Here is a 20108-nt window from a genome sequence, read left to right on the forward strand (position 1 = left end):
ATTGCTGCCAGCGCTGTCGGTTTGCCAGCTGACGGGCGGTATGTGGGGTTCACCTCCCCGGCGACTCATTCTGGAAGATGGTCGACAAGGCCGGCTTCAAGACCCACGTCTACAACAAGAATAGCGGCAATAAGGAGAAGAAGGCCGACGTGGCGATCGCCACAGCCATGATGGATGGGCGTTCAACATCATCGACAAGGACAACGACGATATCCTGCTGGTTGCCTCGTCAGAAGCAGACGAAAGAGCTGCGCCGGACATGTCGGCTACGGGCCCAAAAGCGCAAACCCGCATTTCTCTGCAGCTCGCTTCGCCCGCCGCAACGTGCTTTCAAGAAAAACGACATAGCAGTTGACTCTTTCTGAATACACTTTCCGATGGCGCGGACTTGATGATGCGCCTAAATGGTTTGCGATGCGCAATACAGCGCGGCGCGATATAGCCGCGGGGAGGCAACATGGGGAACACCCTTGTTGTACACGCGAAACGTCTGCCTCAGTCGCAGAAAGCGCGACGGGCGGCGCAGTATGTCCGCATGTCGACGGATTACCAGCAATACTCGATTGAGAATCAGGCAGTGGTCATCGCGACCTACGCCGAACTTCACAAGCTAACCATCGTCCACACCTATCGTGACGAGGGAGAAAGCGGCCTCAGAATCGAAAACCGGGGGGGCCTTACCGAACTGGTTGAAGACGTGCAATCGGGACGCGCTGACTTCGCTCATCTGCTTGTCTTCGACGTGAGCCGATGGGGACGCTTTCAGGACGTTGACGAGAGCGCGCACTACGAGTTCATCTGCCGCAGGGCGGGCGTCGAGGTTGCTTATTGCGCGGAGCAATTCGACAATGACGGAAGCCTTCTCGCCAGCATCATGAAGAATATTAAGAGAGTGATGGCGGCTGAGTTCAGTCGGGAACTCTCCGCCAAAGTTTTCGCAGGGTCAGTCCGGCTGACGCATCGCGGCTTCAAAATGGGCGGCCCTACGGCTTACGCGTTCCAACGACGTCTCGTCGACGATCAATGCAGACCGAAGGGCATTTTAACGATCGGCCAGCGCAAATCTTTGCTTACCGACCATGTCAAGCTCATCCCCGGTGCGCCCGATCAAGTCGAGATCGTGAATTGGATTCTCCACGAATATCTCCGTCACAAATCGCAGGCCACCATTGCCCGAGAGCTCAACCAGCGAGGGATCTTGAATAGCCAGGGAAGACCGTGGCTTGGAAAGGCTGTCGGTGACCTCCTCCGGAACGAAGCTTATATCGGCGTTCTGACCTACAATCGCAAAAGCAGAAAACTTGGCGCCAAGGTGACGCGCAACCCAAGGGAGCTCTGGATCAGAAAAGAGAATGCCATCGAACCTATCGTCCATCGCGACGCATTCCGGCGCGCGCAAAAGATTATGGGTGAGGGGCGCGTCAGCATTCCCGAAGAGGAAATGTTGCTTCGGCTCCGTAAGGTCCTGATGAAGAAAGGCAAGCTTAGTAAGACGATTATCAATTCAAGTCCGGGACTGCCGTCCATGTCATCGTATGTTTTGCACTTCGGCGCGCTGCGGAACATCTACCGTCTTATTGGGTACAACGGCAATCAAGAATGGTTTGACAAATACGCGTCGCACCAACGGTGGGCCGCCCTTCAGCTTAGCAATGCTGCTCGCCTTCGAGACGCCTTCGAGAGACTTGGTCGCAGTGCCACCCTCAATGCTTCGACTGAATGTCTTCGAATCGACAATGTCGTGAATGTCGTCTTTCGGGTCGCGAGATGCCGCAACTATGAAAACCGGCCCTTGCGCTGGACGCTGCAATACCGCGTGAGGTGGCCGAAGGGATGGGTTGTCGCGGTTCGGCTGGACGAGAAGAACGAAGCGATCTTCGACTATGTCTTGATGCCCTCGGCGTGGCTCACCTTCAGTCGTCGCATGTTCTGGTTCTCAAAGGAAGTCTATAAGGGCCGCACCATAAACCGATTTGACACGTTCGAAGCGCTGTCACGCTTCCTCATCGAATGCGTCGGCAAGGAAAAGCCTTCGTGAGTCTAACACCGCAGATGAAGAAGCCGTTGAAGGCGGCAACTCGCCACGCGACATCGCAACTGCCTTGAACAAGAAAGGCGTACCCGGGCCACGTGGCGGCGCCTGGAACGCCTCGACCATTGACGGTAGCCGCAAGCGCTTGAACGGCATCCTTCAGTACGCCGGGCGGATCATCTGGAACCGCCAAAGGTTCATAAAGGTCCCGGAGACCGGCAAGCGCATCAGCCGCGAAAACCCGCGCGAGCAGTGGATGACTGCTGAGGCAAACGATCTGCACGCGCATGAAGGAAACTGGTTTCTGTGATAACCGGCGCACGGTGCCGCTCGAAGCGATTGAAGCCACGGTTCTAGAGGGGCATCGAGCAGATACTCGCGGTCTGCTGAGATCATGCGTCGGTTTCTTCCAGCTCGGCGATACGCTTGCGCAGCGCGGCGACTTGGCGGCCCAGCTTCCATATCTCGTCGCCGGCCCAGTAGGCGCCGCGCTGGGCGATTTCCTTGCGAACGTCGTCTGCTTCCGCGATCTCGCAGCGGATGACGCTGTCAAAGGCTTCGATGATCAGGTCTCGCACGGGTTATTACCACCTTTTCGGAGCGTGCCGGGGCCATCAGATGCCGGCTTTTGCCGGCCGCGTTGCTCAAATACGTAGAGCGCTCCCTACGGAGCGCTCTACGATCGTCAGTTACGCCTTCGGCAAACTGCCGGCGCGCAAGATGGCTTACGCCTGCCGTACGAGGTTTTCTGGATGCGACGATAGGAAATACCATTCGGCCATGTCAACGTTTAAGTTGTATTCTTTTGTATAACACGTATTGAGTCATTAATTATATCGACACACAAAGGTGCACCGTGTTTGAATCGCGCGATGAAGCGTAGAATCAAACCGAACTCGCAGATGGCGGACTATGAAGTCGTCCTCACCTTCGATGACGGACCGCGGCCGCCGAACACGGATAAGGTGTTGGCTGCGCTCGCACAGGAATGCGCGCGAGCCACGTTCTTTCTGGTGGGCCGATCCTCGGCGGAATTTCCCGAGCTCGTGCGGCGTATGGCCGCCCAGGGCCACACCGTAGCGCACCACAGCTGCCGATCGACGTGATAAGCAGATTGCCCATCCCGGGCCACGAAAACACCGTCTCAACAAGGATTGAGCCCGTGACCACTCCCCCAACAAGCAACCCGAGCACCGTCAATATGGCACGGCCGCGTTCGGCAACGCATGATGGATCAAGATACGCCAGACCGGGATGTCGCGTAGCGGACCGAGTTTGAGCTTCGTCATGGCGTTCCTCCCTTGCCGTAGGGTGCCAATACCAAATCGCGGGTAACGATGACCCGCACGGGGAAACCTGGCCGGATGGTCAGCGTCGGCTGGATGTTGAGCTGGCGCTGCAGATCTGCTGGCCAGTCTGGCTGATGCTGCTAGGTCGTCCAGCGACTCGGCATAGACGACGTATCGCTCCGGGGAGGACCGCCTTGTGCGGTTTGATGGAGGATGAAGACATAGGCGTATGACTGACCATATGCCTATGCCGAAGGTTTCCCGACTTGAAGTCGTCTCGACAGGCGCTCGACGTCGTTGGACATTGGAAGAAAAGCAGCGAATCGTCACCGAGAGCTATGGCGGGCCACGTCTGGTGTCGGTCACGGCACGACGTAACGGGCTGTCGACAAGCCAATTGTTCACGTGGCGCCGGTTGGCGCGGGAAGGCAAGTTGAGCGGGGATGCCGCGCCGGTGCTTGTTCCGGTTGAGATGACGCCTGCGGCGGCTCCGATCTCGAGTGGCGCGCCACAACCGGTGTCTTCACCGCCTGCGCAACGTGCACGGGCCGGCATTATCGAGATCGAGCTTGGGGGCGGCTGTCGCGTGCGCGTTGACCGGGACGTGGACGCGGAGGCGCTGCAGCGGGTTCTTGAGCTTCTGAGACGGCGATGATCCCGATCCCGAGCGGCGTCAGGGTCTGGATCGCCACCGGCCACACCGACATGCGCCGCGGGATGCAAAGCCTGGCGCTTGCGGTCCAGGAGAGCCTGAAGCGCGATCCTCATGCTGGCGATCTCTACATCTTCCGGGGTCGCCGCGGCGATCTGGTCAAGATCCTCTGGCATGACGGGCTGGGCATGTCGCTCTACGCCAAGCGCCTGGATCGCGGCAAGTTCATATGGCCTTCGGCGTCGGACGGCGCAGTATCGATCTCGGCGGCGCAGATGGGTCCAGAAACTAAAGGTCCCAAACGTGAAAATCCTAAACATCTCGAATTTTTCAGAAGGACTCTTGGCTGTCGATAGCGATCGCGCCGACGCGTTTTGTTCGGACGACGCGATCCTCTACACTTTGCGACAAAAGCCGGCTCGCGACCGTCTGGAGGTCGTCGGCCGCCCGCTCTCCTTCGAGCCGTACGGGTTAATGATGCGCCGTGACGACTCTGCGTTTCGCTTGGCTGTCAACAAGACGCTGGCCGAGCTCTTTCGCTCGGGAGAGATAACATCTCTCTACCACAAGTGGTTTGACCAATTTGGAATTCCACTGAGCGAGAAGCTCGAGACCGTTTTGCAAGCGCAAGCAGTCCCTCAATAGCGGCTGGGTCGAATGCTCTCCTACAATTGGAACTGGAGTATTCTCTTCCAGCAGCCGCAGCTTGGATGGCTGCTGGAAGGTCTGCGTCTCACAATAGTCATGGCGGTGGTGAGCTTCCTCCTAGCGCTTGCGATCGGAACCTTAGTCGGTACAGCCCGCACTGCTCGATCGAGAGCGGTGCGTGGAATAGGCTTCGTCTACACAGCTCTCTTTCGGAACGTGCCATTGCTGATCCAGATGTTCCTGTGGTTCTACGTCTTTCCGGAGCTCCTGCCCTCAAATCTTGGACGCTGGGTGAAGCGGGATTGGGCGTGCTTGTCGTCCCTTATGGCGATCGATACGTACGGTTGGTCATCTACGCTGGAATAGGACGGGATCAGATCGATGCGGTCTTGAGCGCTTTTTCGGAGATAGGCCAAAGCTTAGAGGCGAAATACCCCGATACACTGTCGACATCCTAAGCCGCGGGCATCGTGCGAAGCGCGTGGGACGCCGACTGCCCACGTGCATCGATCACGGTCCCGGCCGCGTTTGAGGCTAGATCACGTCGAGGAACACCGACCAAGAAATAATAGCGGGATTATAGCCAGTGTTTTGAGGCCTAGCACCATGGCATGAGTTGACGTATGAAAACTCGTGCGATTGTAGCCTGGAATGTGCGTCGGATTCGCGTGAATCGGGGTATCTCGCAGGAGCAATTGGCTTGGAAGGCCGGGATCGACCGCTCCTACATGAGTAGTCTTGAGCGGCAATCGAAGAACCCGACGATTGATCTTCTCGACCGCATCGCCGAAACGCTGGACGTGCAGTTGTCCGAGTTCTTTGTTCTGCCGCCCAAAGGTGCTAGGTCTCCGAAGACCTTGCCTAAAAGCCGCAAGCCAGCGGGTCCACGTCGCAAGAAAAAATAGCGAATTTCAACGGCTTCTACGTAGCCAATTGAGGGACTTAGAACACCAATTTCGCCCGACAAGCCTTCTTTGCCGGCCGAACAGGGCTGTGATTAAATTGGAGTGCGTTTCACAGCACGGGAGTGAGTGACGACTGGTTGCCGGATGCAGGTTCGCGAAATGCATTGGCGGGCGCGGTCGCATCGGAAGAGGAGACTTCGATAATCGCAATTGCCTCGACTTTTTCAACCATTTGTACGCAGCCGATTGACCACGGCAACCGGGTTCATCCCCACTGGGGCGATCTTTCGTAGTCCACGTGTGATGTGTCCGGAGGCGCAAAGGCGCGGAGATTACGCCTCATCAGGCAAGTCTATTGGAGCGCCAATTGAGCTTGAAGAATATCTGATCGATTCGCCGTGATCTCGGGATGCCCCGGCTGTGGGAAGTCCACGCTGCTGACCGAACTCGGCCGACGCGGCTACGCGACGATAGATGAGCCTGGACGCCCGGTCGTAAGGAAGGAATTGGAGTCGGGCGTTCCCGCGTTGCCCGGGACAGGTATTGAAGCGCGCCTGCACAGTGCGTTTGATCTTTCCCTTGAAAACCTGACGCGAGCGAGTGCGTTCGACGGCTGGGTTTATTCGATCGCGGCCTGATCGACGCCGCAGCGGGTCTCGAACGCGTGACAGGCGAGCCGGCGACAAGGAACTCGGACAGGCACGCCACTATCATCGACGCGTGTTCATCGCTTCCGCCTTGGCCGGCCATCCACGCGACCGATCAAGAGACGCGTCATGATTTCGAGGATGCCTGTCGAAAACGAGCATCTTCTGAAGGTTTTCCCGATGCTCGGCTATGAAGTGGCACTACTCCCAAACTCAGCGTGGTGGAAAGGGCCGATTTCGTTCTTTGAGTGCCGACGTCCAACGAACATCACCAATTATAAACACGTGCAGTCGAACGGAAAGTCCATGGCAAGGGCCGCTATGGCGAATCAATTGTCAGCCTGCTGCCGTGAATCTGCCGAACGGGCACTGAAAACGGATCGAAGTCCTTCAGGCAACGCACGTTCACTGCCCATCCGTCGAACGGCCGAATGCCGGCTTCGCGTTCTGCTGCGGTGGGCTGGCTTGGTTTGCGGAACGGCAAAATACCGCAAACCGGGCAAAAATAGTCAGCCGCAGTGAATAAACCCCAGCGATAGACCGACAACTCCTGGAGGGGCGTCAGGAGCCGGAAGTCGCCCTCGGCGACGCGATAAATCAGCGCGCCACGCTTCGAGCAGATAGAGCAGTCGCAAACCCGCACATGGTCGATATCGGCGTCGATCTCGAAACGGACGGTGCCGCAGTGACACGAGCCGGTGTACGTCTTCATCATCGGCGGTTTGTCTCTAGAAGCCCGACCGAAGATAGATCAACGGATGGGGCCTGACAAAATCTCGTTGATCCTGTTCGCAAACACATAATAGCCGCAACTCCGCCAGCAAGTCACGGGCGCGGCGCGCTGATTGGCTCCTGGCTTACTCGCTCGATTGGAGTCGAGAAGAACTCGGGTGGAAGAAATGCCAGTCGTCGCCTTGAGACACACACCGTCTAAAGATACGCCCGCTTCAATGGCGAGGTCATTGGTTAACCAGTCTGGGAAATCGAGCGTGAATGTGCGAACACTATCCGTGTCTTCGACTGAGGCAATCTTGGCAACGCTTGTACAATTGTCGCAAACACAGGATCCCCCCTCATCCCGTTGACATCACTCGCTAGGTCGCAGTCGATCCTGGCAGGCCGTCGAGGGATATAGCTCGCATCAGACGGTCGCATACGGGGCCAGGGGGTCGCCTCTGATCGAGTTGATCCAGGGGAGGGCATGCATTTCGCAGTTGAGCACGCGGGTCGCCTAACACTTTTTGGATGGTCCACGATCCGCTCGCCGTCGGCGGCGGACATCGTTCGTCCGCTATCCTCCAACCCGCCAGACAGCCAATCGATCCAGAGCCGACCGTCGGGGTTGAGCATCACTCGCCTGGGGACGAGTCAGTCTGCTGGGCATCCTCCGGGATTTCTTGCCGCAGTTTCGGCCCTTGATTGAGCCGGCGGCCCAATGCGGCAAGGAAATTATCATAACGCGCTCCGGCCTGTGCTCTCGCGGCCTTGGCGGCGGGTTCGGGGAGTGATGGTGTTGTCGTGAGCCAGAAGCGGATGAAGAGAGCGATAGTCTCGACCGAAATCCCGACATCCCGCTCAAGGCGCGCGATCCGGCGGTCGATCTGGTCAAGACGCTTGGCAGTAGCAGCCTCTCGCCGTTCATCGGCGTCCGGCGACAGAAAGGAAGCGATCGCGGCTTCCGCGATAAGCGACAGCGACTGCTCGCGCCGGGCGGCGTAGGCCGATAGCGCCTTCATGACATCAGGATCGAGATAGACCGACAGCTGAGCCTTCTTTTTTGTCCCGATCATGGCTACCTCACAATCCGAGATCGTCGCCGGGATCGAGGGAGGCTTGGCGCGCCACGCCCTGCATCATGTCGTTCATGCGCCTGATCCGCGGGACATCTTCATCGAGCTCATCCACGAGGTCCGAAGCGAACTCGTTCTCGAGTGGTTCCTTATTCTCCACCGTGTCTCGATCGAGTTCCGGCTGCTGCCTGCGGTCGGCGGCCTTTGGATCTTCGTCATCCGTCTGGTCGTCGTTCAACGTCTCCAATGCCCTTGGGCGCGGCGGCAATGGCCTTGAGCTCCAATCGTCCAACCGGCCGCCATTGGATTTCGTCAGCATCGGCGGCGCCATGATGCGCTCCTGGAAACGTCTATCTTCGTAATAGCGCGCCTTCTTCGCCCGAATCGGATGGAGGCCCGACATCATGACGATCTCGTCGGAGGGCGGGAGCTGCATCATCTCGCCGGGCGTGAGCAGCGGGCGGGCGGTCTCGGACCGCGACACCATGAGGTGGCCCAGCCAAGGCGCCAGCCGGCTGCCGGCATAGTTCTTCATCGCCTTCATCTCGGTCGCCGTGCCGAGCGCGTCGCTCACGCGCTTTGCGGTGCGCTCGTCGTTGGTCGCAAAGCTGACCCGGACGTGGCAGTTGTCAAGGATCGAGTTGTTGGGCCCGTAGGCCTTCTCGATCTGGTTCAGCGACTGAGCAATCAGGAAACTCTTGATGCCGTATCCGGCCATGAAGGCCAGCGCAGACTCGAAGAAGTCGAGCCGGCCGAGCGCCGGGAATTCGTCGAGCATCAGGAGGAGCCGGCGCCGGCCGGCCTTGGCTTGCAGATCCTCGGTCAAGCGGCGGCCTATCTGGTTGAGGATCAGACGGATCAGCGGCTTGGTGCGATTGATGTCGGAGGGCGGCACGACAAGGTACAGCGTGGTCGCTCGCTCTCCGCCAACGATATCGGTAATCCGCCAGTCGCAGCACCGCGTCACCTCCGCCACCACGGGATCTCGGTAAAGGCCCAGGAACGACATGGCGGTGCTCAAGACACCGGAGCGTTCGTTGCCGGACTTGTTCAGCAACTCGCGGGCAGCGGACGCGACGACGGGATGAACACCGGCCTCGCCGAGATGCGCGGTTCGCATCATTGCGGCAAGCGTCGTCTCAATGGGCCGCTTGGGATCGGACAAGAAGGCTGCGACACCGGCGAGCGTCTTGTCTTCCTCGGCATAGAGGACGTGGAGGATCGCGCCGACCAGCAGGGCGTGACTGGTTTTCTCCCAATGGTTCCGCTTCTCGAGGCTGCCCTCCGGGTCGACCAGAATGTCGGCAATGTTCTGGACGTCGCGCACCTCCCACTCGCCGCGGCGCACCTCGAGCAACGGGTTATAGGCCGACGACTTCGCGTTGGTCGGATCGAACAGAAGGACACGGCCGTGTCGGGCGCGAAAGCCGGCAGTGAGCTGCCAGTTCTCCCCCTTGAGGTCGTGGACGATAGCCGAGCCCGGCCACGTCAAGAGCGAAGGGATGACGAGGCCGACGCCCTTGCCCGATCGCGTGGGTGCGAAGCACAGGACATGCTCCGGTCCATCATGGCGAAGATAGGTGCGCTCGAACCGGCCGAGCACCACGCCGTCGGGTCCAAGCAATCCAGCCTGCTCGATCTCCTTTGCCTTCGCCCACCGCGCGGACCCATAAGTCTCGGCATTCTTCGCTTCGCGGGCGCGCCAGACCGACATACCGATCGCGACCGCCGCAGCGATGATGCCGCCGGATGCCGCGATGAAGGCGCCCTCGGTGAAGATTGAGGGCGCGTAAGCATCGTAGGCATACCACCACCAGAAGAAGGCAGGCGGAAGGTAGAACGGAAAATGGAGCAGCTCGAACCAGGGCTGCCCGAGCTGCGGCTGAAAGCCGAGGCGCCAAGCCGTCCATTCCGTCGCGGCCCAGATCGTGAGCAGGACGATGCCGAAGACCATGATGACCTGCCCCCAAAGAATCTTGGTCGCCGACATGGCGGCCGCCCTCTCCTGACGTCGGTGATTGGAAGGATCACTCACAAGCCGAGCCCCCGGTTGCGCCCAAAACCCCAATCGATGCCGCCATCCGCGCGCGCGACGCCAGAGACATGCCGGCCGAGCTGTTTATCGAGTGAGGGCGTCCAAGGCACGAGCTGGAAGCCGAGACCGTCGTCGATCATGGCGAAGCGGCCGGAGGCGAGCGCGAAGCGCTGCCGATAGGTGCCTGCCACATACTCGCCGCTAGCCGACGGGTTGAACGGCTGACCGGTCTCGGCGGCGAGCTGCTTGCCGAGATCCTCTAACTCCCGACGGCGCAGCGTGCCGATAAGGTTTTTCGCGAACACCAGTCCACGCGCCTGGCGTTCGGCGAGCCCCTGCCCGATGAGCTGCTCGGGCCGCCGTTCCATAGCGTCGCGGACCTCGGCGCCGAAGCCGCCCTGGCCAAGCGCCACAGGGTCGCGCGCGACGGCCTGCCGATCGAGCCATGTCGCGCCGCTCGCGGTCACCTGCGCTTCGATCGAGAGATCGGAGCGGACGGCAAGCGCCACGCGACGCTGCCCTCTTGCGTCATCGAATTTGCGAAGCTCGACGATTGAGCCTGGCGCGCTGTCGCCGGCAGCGTCGAGGTCGGGCAGCCGGATGTGGTGGGTGCGGCCGTCGACCCCGTCGACCACGGCATAGGCGGTCGCCTTGAGCTCGTCGTCGAGACCGCGATCAACGAGACGCCCGATGACGGGGACGTCAAGATTTTCGCCTGATAACACGTAACTCGCGCTCCCGCGCTCGATGCCGCGTTCGGTCAAGCTGCGGTGGATACGCTTGATGATGTCGCCGCGTTCGCCGAGCTCGCGCAAGGTCGTTTCGGCGGCCTCGTCCATGGACCATTGGCCGGGCCCGAGTTGATGAGCGAGGCCAAGACTTTCCAAGTGTCGCAGCCGGCCAACCTTCAACGCATGGAATTGATCGGGCTGCTGCTCGGGACGCGGCGCAAGGTCGATAACACCGTGCTGGTTTGCATCGCGAACAAGCTGGCGATCGAGCTGCGTCCAGCGCTCGGCTCCGATCTGGCTCTCGAGCGAGCGACGAATGTCGAGATCGGAGCGCAGTCCAAGTTCCTGGGTGACCAGGTCCTGGGCGCGGGCGCGCATCCCTTCCTTGATGTAGTCGCGGGAGATGACGAGGTCTTGGCCGTCCTCTGCGACGCCGCGCACGATGATGTGGACGTGGGGGTGCTGGGTGTTCCAGTGATCGACCCCCACCCAGTCGAGCTTGGTACCCAGATCCACTTCCATCTGGCCGACCAATTCGCGGGCGAAACCCTTGAGGTCGGCCATGTCAGGCGCGTCCTCGGGGGAGACGATGAAGCGGAAATGGTGGCGGTCATTCTGACAGCGCTCGGCGAAGGCCTTGGGATCGGCATCCTCGGTGCCCGGGCCGAACAGGTGGGCCTTCTCCCCGTCCCGGGTCACGCCTTCGCGCCGGAGATAGCCGAGATGCGTCGCGAGCGGCGCCGACCTCGCCCTGTGCCGGACGACCCGGGTCTTGATGGTCACCAGACGCGAGCGGCCGGTGAGCAGACGGTTTGCCCGCACGCTGGCGGCTCGGCCGCGGCCGAAGCGCGAATGACGGTGGCTGACGAGCTGGCCGGCTCGCGAAATGCCGCCGCCAGCGCGTTGAGCGGCGGCAAGCGCCTGGGCGATGAAGGGCTTGGCCCGCTGGCTCCTCGAGGAGCGGATGCGGCCGGGCCGTGGTTGAAAATCGCTGTCTTCAGCCATGGCCAGCCTCGACAATGTGCGGAATGCAGAATCCCTGCAACGGGTTGATAGTCGAGCGCACATTGCGCGCCGAAGCCGCACATTGCGGACCCGAGGAAAAATAGCAGCACAAACAACCAACCGACCGAGCCGCACATTGCGGCCTTTTATCTCGCCATCGTTCGGTCGGTACTCGCGGAAGCCCCCACTGTTTGCGAGTGTTTGCGATAGCGATCGTTACGCGAAGGGCCGAGACACCCGTAGGGTGGCTCGGTGAGGAGCGAAGCGACGAGTAGAGCGCGGGCCGAAGGCATCGCCCGTATGACTGTGTTGCAGCGTTTCGAATGCAAACCGAATGTTCGTCAAGGGGCGCCAGCGAACCTGGAAACTGACAGCTGATATCGCGAGCTGCCCGATGTGCAGCCGCCGCAACAAGGGTGCCTGCAGACGTACCGCGATCCGCGCATTGACGTTGAAGATGCCGTGCAGTCATTGCGATCGCCCCATGGCCGAGAGCGCGACGAACAGGCCCTCCGACTGCGGCGCAATCGCCGAAATATCGTGCACCGTAGTGCCGACTGAGCCGCCGTGCGCGGGTTGATCGAGCGCCGCTCGCGCGCCAGGGGACGGCCCGTCAGCGTGGTCGAAGAACAGCGGCGCCCGCGTCCAGGATGAACGAGAAGAAGCCGCGAGGAGAAGAGGTCCTGGCGCTCCCTCCGCGTCGACAAAAGGGACGATGGCCGCGACATAGGCTGTCGTCTCCGCGGGCAGTGGACGGTGTCTATCCCGAAACTCCTCGTAGCGGCCGGGACCTGCATTATAGGCCGCGAGAAAGCCCGGCGAGCCGTAACGGTCGTGCAGTTCGCGAAGAAAGGCGGCGCCGGCGAGGATGTTGTCACGGGGATCGAAGGGATCGCGCCCGAGACCATAGCGCGCGCGCATGTCCGCCCAAGTCTTGGGCATGAGTTGCATCAGGCCGAGTGCGCCTTTGGGTGAGACGGCACGCCGATCGCCATTGCTCTCGACCCGCATGACGGCTCGTATCCATGCAGCCGGAATGCCAAAGCGCTGCGCGGCCTCTGCCACATGAGATGCGTAGTGATCGCTCGCCGGTTGACTTCGTGCCGGTGCTCTCTGCCCGGACACTGCTGCCGTTGGCCCGCCAATCACCAGCAGGCCGGTAAGGAGGAGAACGGCAAGGCTCGCCCTGTCTCCGCCATCATGGCGAGGCGTCTTGCTGCCTACCGGCGGTGCGCACGGACCACCGGTTTGACCGCCGCTGTGCGTGGCGGCCGCCCGACGGTTGCGTGGACCCGAGTTATGAGAGGGCTTTTCCCCGAACAAGGGGGTGGACCGTTGATGCGCCTGGTTGGCGGCACGCGCGACAGGATCCTGCATGCAATCAGTCCCGCTCGGCGCGTTGGGGCTGACGATTCCAGTTCAGCGTCCAGGCCGCTTTGTCGTTGCCCGACTGGAAGAGATTTGCGCGGATCGGCCGCGGCAGCGCCGGGTCGTCGATGACGAGCGAAACGTAATCGCCGGCCTTCTCGCCGGTCCGCTTCCAACCTGCGCCGATCTCCGGGCCATCGGCATCGCCGAGGCGGATACGGTAGTCCGGCGCGTTCTCGGCATCCGAGGATTCGGCCGGGACGAGGGTGAGAATCCGCTCGAAGAACAGCGTTTCAACGCGACCGGTGAAGCCGGACTTATCGCGCGTGAACTGGCCGATTTGTGCCATGGGAAAGCTCCTGGGTTGCTGGGTTGGAAACGGGTCAATGAGTGGCGGCGCGCCAGACGAAACGGCCGTCGGCGGCTTCGTCCGTCCAAAGCGGGACTGCGCGCGCGACGATCGAGCTGACGGGGAGCGCGCCGAAATAGCGGCCGTCCAGGCTGTCTGGGACGGTCGGGTTCATGAGAAAGACCTCGCCCGGTTCGAGGGTATGGCAACCGCTCCAACGCGGCAGCGGACGGCCGCGATGATCGTGCTCGTGTGCGGCGCCGACATCGACAGCATCGACCGTGATGGCATCGCCCGACCGGCACACGGTTTGCCCGGGCAGCGCCATCACACGCTTCAGCAGCGGCAGACCTTTTGGAAGAAAGCCGCCATCGGCAAGGAAGCTGGCGATCGGTTCCGGCAGCCGTACCGCGACCAGTTCCAAGTCGCGCAGCTCTCCGAGCGGATGCAGCGCGTAGAGCCCTATTGGCGTGCTCGCGGTAGCGTTCCAAATCAGCCGCGGCGCAGGATGAACGAGGGCCAGGGCGCCGGCGACCAGCGCCGCAAGGTAGGTCAACATGAGATAGCCGAAGCGGGTCATGGCGTGACGCTCCGGCGCTTGAGCCAGGCGATATGCTGCTCGCGCGTGTAGGCGCGCGGCACATGGTCGGCGGCGAGACGGTTGTGGAGATGCCGCCAGTATTCGGGTGCGGCGTCAGCCGGATCGATGGAGAGCGCCTCGATGGCGTCGATGGCCTGCAACACGCGCTCGACCTTCGGCCAGCTATCAACGCGCAGCAGGATTTCGCCACCGGGGCGGACGAAGGGCAGCGTCTGATAGCGCTGCCCGGCTTCCACGGCACGCACGATGTCCATGCGCGACACCACGGTGCCATAGTCGTTCGATGCCCAGCGGACGAAGCCGAAGATGCTGCCCGGCTCAAAGCTCGAGATGCTGCGGCGACGGTCGAGAATCTTCTCCTCCGCGCGGCGGCCGAAGCGCAGCCAGTGCTCGATCCGCTTCTCGATCCAGGTCAGCTCGACATGGGTGAGCGCGACATCCCGTCGATGCGAGGGCGGCACTGCACGCGGCGGCAAGGCTTCATTGTCGTTCATGACGGTTCTCCGGGGCGTCAGCGGGGAACTCTCGCGCCAGCAATTCGCGCAGCATGTCGGCGACGGTCACGCCGCGCTGGAACGCGGCGACCTTGATGCGGCCGCGCAGCGTGGGCGTGACGTCAATCGTCAGGCGCGCGGTGAATGCGGCAGCATCATTCACGCTGCGTGGCGGCGTATCACTGGCTTTGATCCAGCTCTCGGCATCGCCCGGACGCGAGGCGAAGCCGCGTTTGATAGAGCGGTCGCTCATGGCGCGAACCTCGCAACTTCTGCCGCGAGCGCGGCGATCTCGCGGGCGGCGGCGCTCTGCTCGACGAACTCGAAGACGAGCCGTCCGGACTGAGCGGCGTCGGCGAAGACAACGCGTTGGCCGATGGTGCTGGCGAGCACCGGCGGATCGTGGTCGGCGAGAGTTTCGGCAGTCTCGCGGGCGATGATCGTGCGCGCGCCGCAGCGGTTGAGCACAAAGCGAGCAGGAAGCTGCGGACGATAGATGCGAGCCTCTCGCAGCAGAGCGAGCATCTCGGCCGAGGCCCAGCCGTCGAATGGCGACGGCTGCACGGGGATCAACACGAGATCCGCCGCCAGCAGCGCCGAACGCATCAGTCCCGCGACGCGCGGCGGTCCGTCAATGACGACATGATCGGCGGTGCGTGCGATTTCCGGCGCCTCGCGGTGGAGCGTATCGCGCGCGAGGCCAACGACGCCGAATAGCCGTGCGACATTCTCCCGCGCACGCTGCTGCGACCAGTCCAATGCGGAGCCCTGGGGGTCAGCGTCGATCAGCGTCACGCGCTTTCCGCGCAGCGCCCATACGCCGGCGAGGTGCAGGGCGAGCGTGGTCTTGCCGACACCGCCTTTCTGGTTGAGCACGGCGACGATCATCGCATGCCTCCCGTCTTGCGACCTGAAAGCGGCAGAGATGGTTGGCTTGGGTGCTCGGTTGGCGGCTGAGCGCGGATGTCGGTGTTATCCGCAAGACGCGCGGCCCCACTACAACAGTTAGATTCTAAGTTAGACTCTAAGTTAGGGCAGGCGATCGTGTTTCCTGGCCAAAGCGTTAGCTGTGGTTTGCACTCCCGGAATCCCGATACCGGCACGCCCGGAGTCCCGATAGTGTGAACGCCCGAAGTCCCGAGCTGATTCACAGCGCCGTCCACAGGAGCTGTGAATGACTTCGATGGCAGGATGCGCAATAGCTCTCGGCGTTCCCTGCGTTCGATGCTCAGGCAGTAGCCTGGCAGCGGTTGACGTGCCGCGATCCGGCGGAGATCAAAGGCGAAGTCTGCAGGCTTGGCGAGGCTGCCGGATTTCTCATGGAGGTGTGCGACCTCGAACAGCCAACCTCTCGGCTGGCGGCCAGCATGCTTGCGCGCGACGCGGTAGAGCCAGCGCTCGATCCCACCAGTCAGGCTGAAATAGGCCGGATCGATCGTGAGAACGAGTGAGCGATCGATGACGCCGCGATAGAGCCAGTCGGGAAGGACGAATTCCATTCCCTGCACCCGACCGTCGCGCGTCGCGCATTCCTCCCATTCGTTGATCCATGAGAACTGGTGGCGCCGCCAATGCTCCCCCTGCCGGATGCTGGTGCGGATGACGGTCGCCTGCAGGCGGGCCAATGCCCCCTTCAAGAGCTTGTAGTCGCGGGCGCCGGTCTGCCGGCCGACTGCGGTCAGAAGCTGGTAGGGTGTGAAGCGCAGGAAGCGCGAGGTCTTCAGACCGAGGTTCTCGGCCTCGACAATCTGGCTCGCCGCCCAAATCAGCACGTCGGCATCCCAAATGGTCGCCATACCGTGCTCAGGAACTGCATAGACTTCGACACACACGTCGCCGGTCTGGTAGAGGATCGGTCTTGTTCGCTTGGCCTTGGCGAGCGAAAAGAACGGGCGCTCCATCAGGTCGCGTTGATCACGCGGGCTGGCATCACCGGTGGCGACAACGAACGGGTCGAGCTTGCTTCGCTCGCTGGGTGTGATGAGGCGACGCGACGACATGACGAGCGTTGCCTTAGCGATGCGCGTTGCCGGCGGCGCGCGCTTCGAGGTAGCGCGGATCCGACGTTGAGCTGCAGGCGGCCTGATCGGCCCAGGCTTCGAGATCGCCGATGGCGTAGACAACGCGGCCGCCGAGCTTGCGAAAAGTCGGGCCATTGCCATGGCAGCGATATTTTTCAAGCGTGCGCGGCGAGATGCCGAGGAGGCGCGCGGCCTCGGGGGTGCGCACGTAACGGGTGGCGAGTTGCGCAGGCCTGTCGAGCATGGGAGATCTCCGTCTTGCCTCGAAGTGCCGCGGCCAAGTCGCGGCATGTCCGGGCCAGAGTGGCGGAGAGTTCAGGCGTTGGGGGTGGACGAAAATTGACGTACGTTTGTGTCCCCCCATCGTCGCAACCAGGCGAAGCCAGGCGTACTACCGGGGTGCAACTAACTCATCAGGTCGATGGCTTGAAGGAATCGGGGAGCCGATCAGAGGCCGCGTAGAAGTTTCAGATAGCCGCGCTCGACCAAAGCGATTGAATCGTGAATGAGCCGGTTCGCCTTGCGGCGGGCATGAGAATCCTTCCACTCGACCGAGCGGCGCTGAGCGTGGTCGGAGGCGAGCACCTTCGCTGCCACGTCTCGCGGGCCGCCACCCAGGTCGTGGACGTCGAAGGCGTGCAGGAGCTGAATCAGTCGCCGTTTCTGAAACGACGTCAGCCGCAGCGCCGCCGGGAGAAGACCGGTGCGCTGGCCGCTGAGGCGACGCACGAAGTGTAGCGCCACGTCGGCCCGCAGTTCGCCCATGCCGTCGAGCGGCACAAGCACGGCGGGACGGCGCGCGGCCTGCTCGTCGCGCAAACTGACATGGAGCTCACCCGAGCCGTCGGCGACAACCAGCTCGCGACCGTCAGCATCTGTCCGCCCGACGATCGACAGTCCGAAAGCGTTGCGATCAATCGAATGAACGGTCTCGAAGTCCGGCGGCGCGGGCGTCAGGATCAATGTTCCCGGTGATGCCTCGGGCAGCCAAATGGCTGGTTCGGGCCAAACCGGAGAGGCGGGGTCATGGGCGACACCGCAACCTCCATCGACGTGCGAAACTGGTTCGGATGGTGTTGGGATCGGATTCGCCGCGCGCGATCTGTCGCTCAGTGCGGGCGAAGTCGCGGCGGTAGTCGGCATTGCGACGAAGGAATTCGAGGGCAAAACCCGGGCGCTCAAGACGATTCAGGCGTTCGATGGTCTCCGGCGAGCGCCAGTACTGGGTCGGCATGGTCTGTCTTCTCGTCTTTTTGTTCTGTGCCCCGCACCACGATCCCTAAAGACGCTACAAGAGACCAGACCCGGAGGTTGCATCACGCGAGATCGCAATTTGCGTGATTGGGGCGCAAATCACTGCATCCGCGGTTCCAAAAGGCCCTGATATCCGGCTTCCACCATCCATCGCGCGCGGGCGAGATGGCTATCATGGACATTTTTGGCACGATCTGGTTCGCGCGTGGGGTCGAGGCCGAAGATCACGCTGACCACCTCGCGCCAGTCGGCGCCCTCCTCTTCGGCCATCAACAACCGAACGTAGATAGCAAGATGTTTCTCGTCATAGGCGTTGACGCGATCCGTTATTGGCGGCCGGTCCTGGAATGGCGCGCCGTTCATTGCAATTGCCCCTCAGCATTGATGCAGCGATTAGAATTCATCTAAGCTCCAGAACTTTGCAAGCTGGGAAATCGTCACACTCGAATTGTGCCGTGATGCGCAGATCGCATCGCGGCGCTCCCCGGAAGCGGCACACCAGGGCCTAGCCAGACGATATGAATAGCACAGTGACGCACGAATCGGAACGATCGTTCCTGGAACGATCATTCCGATGTGAGTTCCCTTGTTGCCATGGATCTCAAGGAGGTCATGGCGGTCAATCTGCGTCGGATACGTCATGTGAAGAAAATGACGCAGGAAGAGTTGGCCGATGGCGCTGGACTAAGCGTCCGTTACGTCGGCGCAATTGAACGCGCAGATGTGTCGGCCAGCGTGACCGTGCTTGGCCGAATCGCGGAGGCGCTCGGCGTCGAAGCAACCGATCTCGTCAAGCGAACGACGGTTCATTCCCATCGGGCTCGATGACGCGACAATTTTGTGCCCCACCGCAACACCGGCACGTCGTGAATCAACTCCGCATTGCCTCACGCATAAGTTGATAGTCGGCTTTACGTAAATCTGATCTGTCTCCAAAGCGCATGCCTAGTTCAGAAACGGACGAGCATGCTGGGGAGATGGAGTAGGCCTCATGACTCTGTACGAGCACTTGCCAGCCGACATTCGCGAGACAGTGGATGCTCTGGTCACGGAACTCAGGCCGCAACCTTGGCCAACGCGGTTCTTTGCGCTGATTGGCCTGCTCGGAGAGAAGTTGGAGGCGCGGCGCGAGGCGGAGCCGTGGCATCTGATCCAACAGTGGACCGGCATAGTGACGGCAACGATGGAGCACTTGCTCCCCGACAGTTCGGTTGTCGAATGCCTGGGACTGATGAGCATTAGTTTCAACGACCAGTGGCGCGCTCAGGCGCTTGGCCAGATCGAACGGGATCCCACAGTGCTGGATCGTCTCGTCGCCATTTGTCCGGACTGGGAAGACATCGTCGAGAGCGTGATCGAGGCCAACCAAAGACGTCCAATCAAATCGGCACGCGGCCGCTGATCGGCATCGGTTACGCCCTTGCCGCTTGCGCCGTCACGGCAAACGAGGTGCCTTCGCGCTTCCTCAGCGTGGCGGTGCCCCGCCCGGGCCAGCCGGGCGGGGCATTGCGGATCGGCTCAGTCGCCGTTGCGACGGTTGGGGCGAGACCAGATCAGGCTGAAGCCCTCGCCCTCTTCATCGGCGAAGAGGTTGGCGAAGATCGGGGCGGTGAAGCTCGGATCGTCGAGCTTGAGGCCGAGATAATCGCGGCCTTCGTTGGAGCGCTTGGACCAGGCGGCCCCGATCTCGACCCGGCCGACATAGATCCGGTGGCTGGGGGCGTTGTCGCCCGAGCGGCTGGTTTCGGGGACGATGCGGACGTTCCTCGCCTGGAGCGAGAGAGTGACGATCTCGCCGTTGAACTCGTTGTTGCCGGTCTTCTTGAAGGTGCCGATGGTCGCCATGGTAGTTCTCCTTGATCTCTGTTTTCGAGCCCGCACCTTGCGGCCTCGATGGTGATCGACAGGCCGGAGGCGATCGACGGCGCACCCCGAAGGGGCTGGACAGCAAAGGAGGAACTTTCTTGTCTCGCGCGAGGAATGGCGGCGCAGCCGGCAGGGGAAGAAAGTTGTGACGCCGCTGTTGCGCCAAAGGCGGTCGAGGCTTCAGCCGTCCTTCGGCCAGATCCATCCATCGAAGAGGCCGTTGGTGCGCTCGATCCAAACAGAGCTGACATCAAGGAGAACGTGGCGATTTGGGAGCCCACCGAGAGAGCTGGCCCAACGAATCCAATGCTGCTTAGCCCTCTGTAATCCCACGAGACGGACGGATCTCCGCTTCCGCGATCGCGCGTCGGCAGCACGCCCCATTCACGAGAGCGGCTGGCCGTAGTTGTGATCCGTCACC

The 20108-nt window shown here is 61.6% G+C and carries 30 protein-coding genes and 2 pseudogenes; 12 read left to right on the top strand and 20 right to left on the bottom strand.

Features of this window, described 5'->3' with window-relative positions; all coding sequences use genetic code 11:
• Positions 1 to 77 precede the first annotated feature (77 nt).
• The 3 genes from ACVJ19_RS10300 to ACVJ19_RS10310 all read left to right on the top strand — a co-directional run bounded on the left by ACVJ19_RS10300 (position 78) and on the right by ACVJ19_RS10310 (position 2342).
• Positions 78 to 365, top strand: coding sequence for a hypothetical protein (locus ACVJ19_RS10300; protein ID WP_011082861.1), 288 nt, complete (start codon positions 78 to 80; stop codon positions 363 to 365).
• A gap of 92 nt (positions 366 to 457) precedes the next feature.
• Complete coding sequence (locus ACVJ19_RS10305) at positions 458 to 2038, top strand: recombinase family protein (protein ID WP_011082862.1); 1581 nt, start codon at positions 458 to 460, stop codon at positions 2036 to 2038.
• A 64-nt stretch (positions 2039 to 2102) separates the two neighbouring features.
• Positions 2103 to 2342, top strand: a complete 240-nt coding sequence (locus tag ACVJ19_RS10310; protein ID WP_014490262.1) for a recombinase family protein — start codon at positions 2103 to 2105, stop codon at positions 2340 to 2342.
• A gap of 82 nt (positions 2343 to 2424) precedes the next feature.
• Here ACVJ19_RS10310 and ACVJ19_RS10315 read toward each other — a convergent pair whose 3' ends face one another.
• Entirely contained in the window at positions 2425 to 2610 is a 186-nt protein-coding gene (locus tag ACVJ19_RS10315) for a hypothetical protein (RefSeq protein ID WP_011082864.1), read from the bottom strand.
• 324 nt (positions 2611 to 2934) lie between these two features.
• On the opposite strand from ACVJ19_RS10315, the gene ACVJ19_RS10320 reads away from it, so the two are divergent.
• Positions 2935 to 3138 carry a polysaccharide deacetylase family protein gene (locus ACVJ19_RS10320; RefSeq protein ID WP_223154120.1) on the top strand — a complete coding sequence of 68 codons (204 nt, stop codon included), beginning with the start codon at positions 2935 to 2937 and terminating at the stop codon, positions 3136 to 3138.
• Between the two features lie 179 nt (positions 3139 to 3317).
• Here the strand turns inward: ACVJ19_RS10320 and ACVJ19_RS10325 are convergent.
• Positions 3318 to 3472, bottom strand: a pseudogene (locus ACVJ19_RS10325) (TrbI/VirB10 family protein); the annotation flags it as partial.
• A 78-nt stretch (positions 3473 to 3550) separates the two neighbouring features.
• Here ACVJ19_RS10325 and tnpA point away from each other — a divergent pair.
• The 5 genes from tnpA to ACVJ19_RS10350 all read left to right on the top strand — a co-directional run bounded on the left by tnpA (position 3551) and on the right by ACVJ19_RS10350 (position 5526).
• A complete protein-coding gene (gene tnpA / locus ACVJ19_RS10330) occupies positions 3551 to 3976 on the top strand; it encodes an IS66-like element accessory protein TnpA (protein ID WP_011082866.1) in 426 nt (141 codons plus the stop codon).
• The gene (gene tnpB / locus ACVJ19_RS10335; protein ID WP_011082867.1) at positions 3973 to 4329 is read left to right on the top strand and encodes an IS66 family insertion sequence element accessory protein TnpB; all 357 of its coding nucleotides are present in this window, start codon (positions 3973 to 3975) and stop codon (positions 4327 to 4329) included. Before tnpA ends, tnpB begins: the two co-directional genes overlap by 4 nt.
• A complete protein-coding gene (locus ACVJ19_RS10340; RefSeq protein WP_014490263.1) occupies positions 4316 to 4618 on the top strand; it encodes a transporter substrate-binding domain-containing protein in 303 nt (100 codons plus the stop codon). The genes tnpB and ACVJ19_RS10340 overlap by 14 nt, the downstream gene beginning before the upstream one ends.
• A gap of 12 nt (positions 4619 to 4630) precedes the next feature.
• Positions 4631 to 4987 (top strand): ABC transporter permease subunit, encoded by a 357-nt coding sequence (locus ACVJ19_RS10345; RefSeq protein ID WP_011082869.1) that lies wholly within the window; start codon positions 4631 to 4633, stop codon positions 4985 to 4987.
• 257 nt (positions 4988 to 5244) lie between these two features.
• Positions 5245 to 5526, top strand: coding sequence for a helix-turn-helix domain-containing protein (locus tag ACVJ19_RS10350; RefSeq protein WP_011082870.1), 282 nt, complete (start codon positions 5245 to 5247; stop codon positions 5524 to 5526).
• A gap of 109 nt (positions 5527 to 5635) precedes the next feature.
• Here the strand turns inward: ACVJ19_RS10350 and ACVJ19_RS10355 are convergent, their stop codons facing one another.
• Positions 5636 to 5758: a hypothetical protein gene (locus ACVJ19_RS10355; RefSeq protein ID WP_256379488.1), complete on the bottom strand. Its 123-nt coding sequence runs from the start codon at positions 5756 to 5758 to the stop codon at positions 5636 to 5638.
• Between the two features lie 166 nt (positions 5759 to 5924).
• Here ACVJ19_RS10355 and ACVJ19_RS10360 point away from each other — a divergent pair, with 166 nt between their 5' ends.
• Positions 5925 to 6164 (top strand): AAA family ATPase, encoded by a 240-nt coding sequence (locus ACVJ19_RS10360; RefSeq protein WP_011082871.1) that lies wholly within the window; start codon positions 5925 to 5927, stop codon positions 6162 to 6164.
• Between the two features lie 328 nt (positions 6165 to 6492).
• On the opposite strand, the gene ACVJ19_RS10365 is transcribed toward ACVJ19_RS10360, so the two are convergent.
• The 16 genes and pseudogenes from ACVJ19_RS10365 to ACVJ19_RS10440 form a co-directional block, all read right to left on the bottom strand.
• Positions 6493 to 6888 (bottom strand): GFA family protein, encoded by a 396-nt coding sequence (locus ACVJ19_RS10365; protein ID WP_014490264.1) that lies wholly within the window; start codon positions 6886 to 6888, stop codon positions 6493 to 6495.
• Between the two features lie 536 nt (positions 6889 to 7424).
• Positions 7425 to 7526: pseudogene (locus ACVJ19_RS10370) on the bottom strand (P-type conjugative transfer ATPase TrbB); the annotation flags it as partial.
• A complete protein-coding gene (locus ACVJ19_RS10375) occupies positions 7523 to 7963 on the bottom strand; it encodes a ribbon-helix-helix protein, CopG family (protein WP_011082874.1) in 441 nt (146 codons plus the stop codon). The gene ACVJ19_RS10375 and the pseudogene ACVJ19_RS10370, both read right to left, overlap by 4 nt.
• A 7-nt stretch (positions 7964 to 7970) precedes the next feature.
• Positions 7971 to 9953 carry a conjugal transfer protein TraG gene (locus ACVJ19_RS10380; RefSeq protein WP_018269525.1) on the bottom strand — a complete coding sequence of 661 codons (1983 nt, stop codon included), beginning with the start codon at positions 9951 to 9953 and terminating at the stop codon, positions 7971 to 7973.
• Between the two features lie 41 nt (positions 9954 to 9994).
• The gene (locus ACVJ19_RS10385; protein ID WP_018269524.1) at positions 9995 to 11734 is read right to left on the bottom strand and encodes a relaxase/mobilization nuclease domain-containing protein; all 1740 of its coding nucleotides are present in this window, start codon (positions 11732 to 11734) and stop codon (positions 9995 to 9997) included.
• Positions 11735 to 12202: 468 nt separating this feature from the next.
• Entirely contained in the window at positions 12203 to 13111 is a 909-nt protein-coding gene (locus ACVJ19_RS10390; RefSeq protein ID WP_011082877.1) for a lytic transglycosylase domain-containing protein, read from the bottom strand.
• 4 nt (positions 13112 to 13115) lie between these two features.
• Complete coding sequence (locus ACVJ19_RS10395; RefSeq protein ID WP_011082878.1) at positions 13116 to 13451, bottom strand: DUF736 domain-containing protein; 336 nt, start codon at positions 13449 to 13451, stop codon at positions 13116 to 13118.
• 34 nt (positions 13452 to 13485) lie between these two features.
• Positions 13486 to 14031, bottom strand: coding sequence for a S26 family signal peptidase (locus tag ACVJ19_RS10400; RefSeq protein WP_011082879.1), 546 nt, complete (start codon positions 14029 to 14031; stop codon positions 13486 to 13488).
• Positions 14028 to 14546 carry a DUF2840 domain-containing protein gene (locus tag ACVJ19_RS10405; protein ID WP_011082880.1) on the bottom strand — a complete coding sequence of 173 codons (519 nt, stop codon included), beginning with the start codon at positions 14544 to 14546 and terminating at the stop codon, positions 14028 to 14030. Before ACVJ19_RS10405 ends, ACVJ19_RS10400 begins: the two co-directional genes overlap by 4 nt.
• Positions 14533 to 14799 (bottom strand): ribbon-helix-helix protein, encoded by a 267-nt coding sequence (locus ACVJ19_RS10410; RefSeq protein WP_011082881.1) that lies wholly within the window; start codon positions 14797 to 14799, stop codon positions 14533 to 14535. The genes ACVJ19_RS10405 and ACVJ19_RS10410 overlap by 14 nt, the downstream gene beginning before the upstream one ends.
• On the bottom strand, positions 14796 to 15434 hold the full coding sequence (gene parA, locus ACVJ19_RS10415; RefSeq protein ID WP_011082882.1) for a ParA family partition ATPase: 639 nt from the start codon (positions 15432 to 15434) through the stop codon (positions 14796 to 14798). Before parA ends, ACVJ19_RS10410 begins: the two co-directional genes overlap by 4 nt.
• On the bottom strand, positions 15431 to 16546 hold the full coding sequence (locus ACVJ19_RS10420) for a replication initiator protein A (RefSeq protein ID WP_014490269.1): 1116 nt from the start codon (positions 16544 to 16546) through the stop codon (positions 15431 to 15433). The genes parA and ACVJ19_RS10420 overlap by 4 nt, the downstream gene beginning before the upstream one ends.
• Before the next feature lie 13 nt (positions 16547 to 16559).
• On the bottom strand, positions 16560 to 16811 hold the full coding sequence (locus tag ACVJ19_RS10425; RefSeq protein WP_014490270.1) for a helix-turn-helix transcriptional regulator: 252 nt from the start codon (positions 16809 to 16811) through the stop codon (positions 16560 to 16562).
• Between the two features lie 203 nt (positions 16812 to 17014).
• A complete protein-coding gene (locus ACVJ19_RS10430; RefSeq protein WP_014490271.1) occupies positions 17015 to 17530 on the bottom strand; it encodes a DUF2285 domain-containing protein in 516 nt (171 codons plus the stop codon).
• Between the two features lie 61 nt (positions 17531 to 17591).
• On the bottom strand, positions 17592 to 17801 hold the full coding sequence (locus ACVJ19_RS10435) for a transcriptional regulator domain-containing protein (RefSeq protein ID WP_014490272.1): 210 nt from the start codon (positions 17799 to 17801) through the stop codon (positions 17592 to 17594).
• A gap of 119 nt (positions 17802 to 17920) precedes the next feature.
• Positions 17921 to 18184 carry a hypothetical protein gene (locus tag ACVJ19_RS10440; protein WP_011082886.1) on the bottom strand — a complete coding sequence of 88 codons (264 nt, stop codon included), beginning with the start codon at positions 18182 to 18184 and terminating at the stop codon, positions 17921 to 17923.
• 231 nt (positions 18185 to 18415) lie between these two features.
• Between ACVJ19_RS10440 and ACVJ19_RS10445 the strand changes: the two genes are divergently transcribed.
• Positions 18416 to 18649: a helix-turn-helix domain-containing protein gene (locus tag ACVJ19_RS10445; RefSeq protein ID WP_016841283.1), complete on the top strand. Its 234-nt coding sequence runs from the start codon at positions 18416 to 18418 to the stop codon at positions 18647 to 18649.
• A 163-nt stretch (positions 18650 to 18812) separates the two neighbouring features.
• Positions 18813 to 19223: a hypothetical protein gene (locus tag ACVJ19_RS10450; protein WP_011082888.1), complete on the top strand. Its 411-nt coding sequence runs from the start codon at positions 18813 to 18815 to the stop codon at positions 19221 to 19223.
• A 116-nt stretch (positions 19224 to 19339) separates the two neighbouring features.
• On the opposite strand, the gene ACVJ19_RS10455 is transcribed toward ACVJ19_RS10450, so the two are convergent.
• Entirely contained in the window at positions 19340 to 19666 is a 327-nt protein-coding gene (locus tag ACVJ19_RS10455; RefSeq protein ID WP_011084751.1) for a DUF736 domain-containing protein, read from the bottom strand.
• Positions 19667 to 20108 lie beyond the last annotated feature (442 nt).

It is taken from the genome of Bradyrhizobium sp. USDA 376 (assembly GCF_054063675.1).

Bases quoted from the DNA above. Each gene is read 5' to 3' on its own strand.
- ACVJ19_RS10440 (WP_011082886.1), bottom strand. From the start codon at position 18,184: ATGAACGGCGCGCCATTCCAGGACCGGCCGCCAATAACGGATCGCGTC.
- ACVJ19_RS10385 (WP_018269524.1), bottom strand. From the start codon at position 11,734: ATGGCTGAAGACAGCGATTTTCAACCACGGCCCGGCCGCATCCGCTCC.
- ACVJ19_RS10300 (WP_011082861.1), top strand. From the start codon at position 78: ATGGTCGACAAGGCCGGCTTCAAGACCCACGTCTACAACAAGAATAGC.
- ACVJ19_RS10420 (WP_014490269.1), bottom strand. From the start codon at position 16,546: ATGTCGTCGCGTCGCCTCATCACACCCAGCGAGCGAAGCAAGCTCGAC.
- ACVJ19_RS10445 (WP_016841283.1), top strand. From the start codon at position 18,416: ATGGATCTCAAGGAGGTCATGGCGGTCAATCTGCGTCGGATACGTCAT.
- ACVJ19_RS10355 (WP_256379488.1), bottom strand. From the start codon at position 5,758: ATGGTTGAAAAAGTCGAGGCAATTGCGATTATCGAAGTCTCCTCTTCC.
- ACVJ19_RS10455 (WP_011084751.1), bottom strand. From the start codon at position 19,666: ATGGCGACCATCGGCACCTTCAAGAAGACCGGCAACAACGAGTTCAAC.
- parA (WP_011082882.1), bottom strand. From the start codon at position 15,434: ATGATCGTCGCCGTGCTCAACCAGAAAGGCGGTGTCGGCAAGACCACG.
- ACVJ19_RS10435 (WP_014490272.1), bottom strand. From the start codon at position 17,801: ATGCCGACCCAGTACTGGCGCTCGCCGGAGACCATCGAACGCCTGAAT.
- ACVJ19_RS10400 (WP_011082879.1), bottom strand. From the start codon at position 14,031: ATGACCCGCTTCGGCTATCTCATGTTGACCTACCTTGCGGCGCTGGTC.
- ACVJ19_RS10320 (WP_223154120.1), top strand. From the start codon at position 2,935: ATGGCGGACTATGAAGTCGTCCTCACCTTCGATGACGGACCGCGGCCG.
- ACVJ19_RS10410 (WP_011082881.1), bottom strand. From the start codon at position 14,799: ATGAGCGACCGCTCTATCAAACGCGGCTTCGCCTCGCGTCCGGGCGAT.
- ACVJ19_RS10450 (WP_011082888.1), top strand. From the start codon at position 18,813: ATGACTCTGTACGAGCACTTGCCAGCCGACATTCGCGAGACAGTGGAT.
- ACVJ19_RS10380 (WP_018269525.1), bottom strand. From the start codon at position 9,953: ATGTCGGCGACCAAGATTCTTTGGGGGCAGGTCATCATGGTCTTCGGC.
- ACVJ19_RS10345 (WP_011082869.1), top strand. From the start codon at position 4,631: ATGCTCTCCTACAATTGGAACTGGAGTATTCTCTTCCAGCAGCCGCAG.
- ACVJ19_RS10350 (WP_011082870.1), top strand. From the start codon at position 5,245: ATGAAAACTCGTGCGATTGTAGCCTGGAATGTGCGTCGGATTCGCGTG.
- ACVJ19_RS10365 (WP_014490264.1), bottom strand. From the start codon at position 6,888: ATGATGAAGACGTACACCGGCTCGTGTCACTGCGGCACCGTCCGTTTC.
- tnpA (WP_011082866.1), top strand. From the start codon at position 3,551: ATGACTGACCATATGCCTATGCCGAAGGTTTCCCGACTTGAAGTCGTC.
- ACVJ19_RS10305 (WP_011082862.1), top strand. From the start codon at position 458: ATGGGGAACACCCTTGTTGTACACGCGAAACGTCTGCCTCAGTCGCAG.
- ACVJ19_RS10405 (WP_011082880.1), bottom strand. From the start codon at position 14,546: ATGAACGACAATGAAGCCTTGCCGCCGCGTGCAGTGCCGCCCTCGCAT.
- ACVJ19_RS10425 (WP_014490270.1), bottom strand. From the start codon at position 16,811: ATGCTCGACAGGCCTGCGCAACTCGCCACCCGTTACGTGCGCACCCCC.
- tnpB (WP_011082867.1), top strand. From the start codon at position 3,973: ATGATCCCGATCCCGAGCGGCGTCAGGGTCTGGATCGCCACCGGCCAC.
- ACVJ19_RS10375 (WP_011082874.1), bottom strand. From the start codon at position 7,963: ATGATCGGGACAAAAAAGAAGGCTCAGCTGTCGGTCTATCTCGATCCT.
- ACVJ19_RS10395 (WP_011082878.1), bottom strand. From the start codon at position 13,451: ATGGCACAAATCGGCCAGTTCACGCGCGATAAGTCCGGCTTCACCGGT.
- ACVJ19_RS10390 (WP_011082877.1), bottom strand. From the start codon at position 13,111: ATGCAGGATCCTGTCGCGCGTGCCGCCAACCAGGCGCATCAACGGTCC.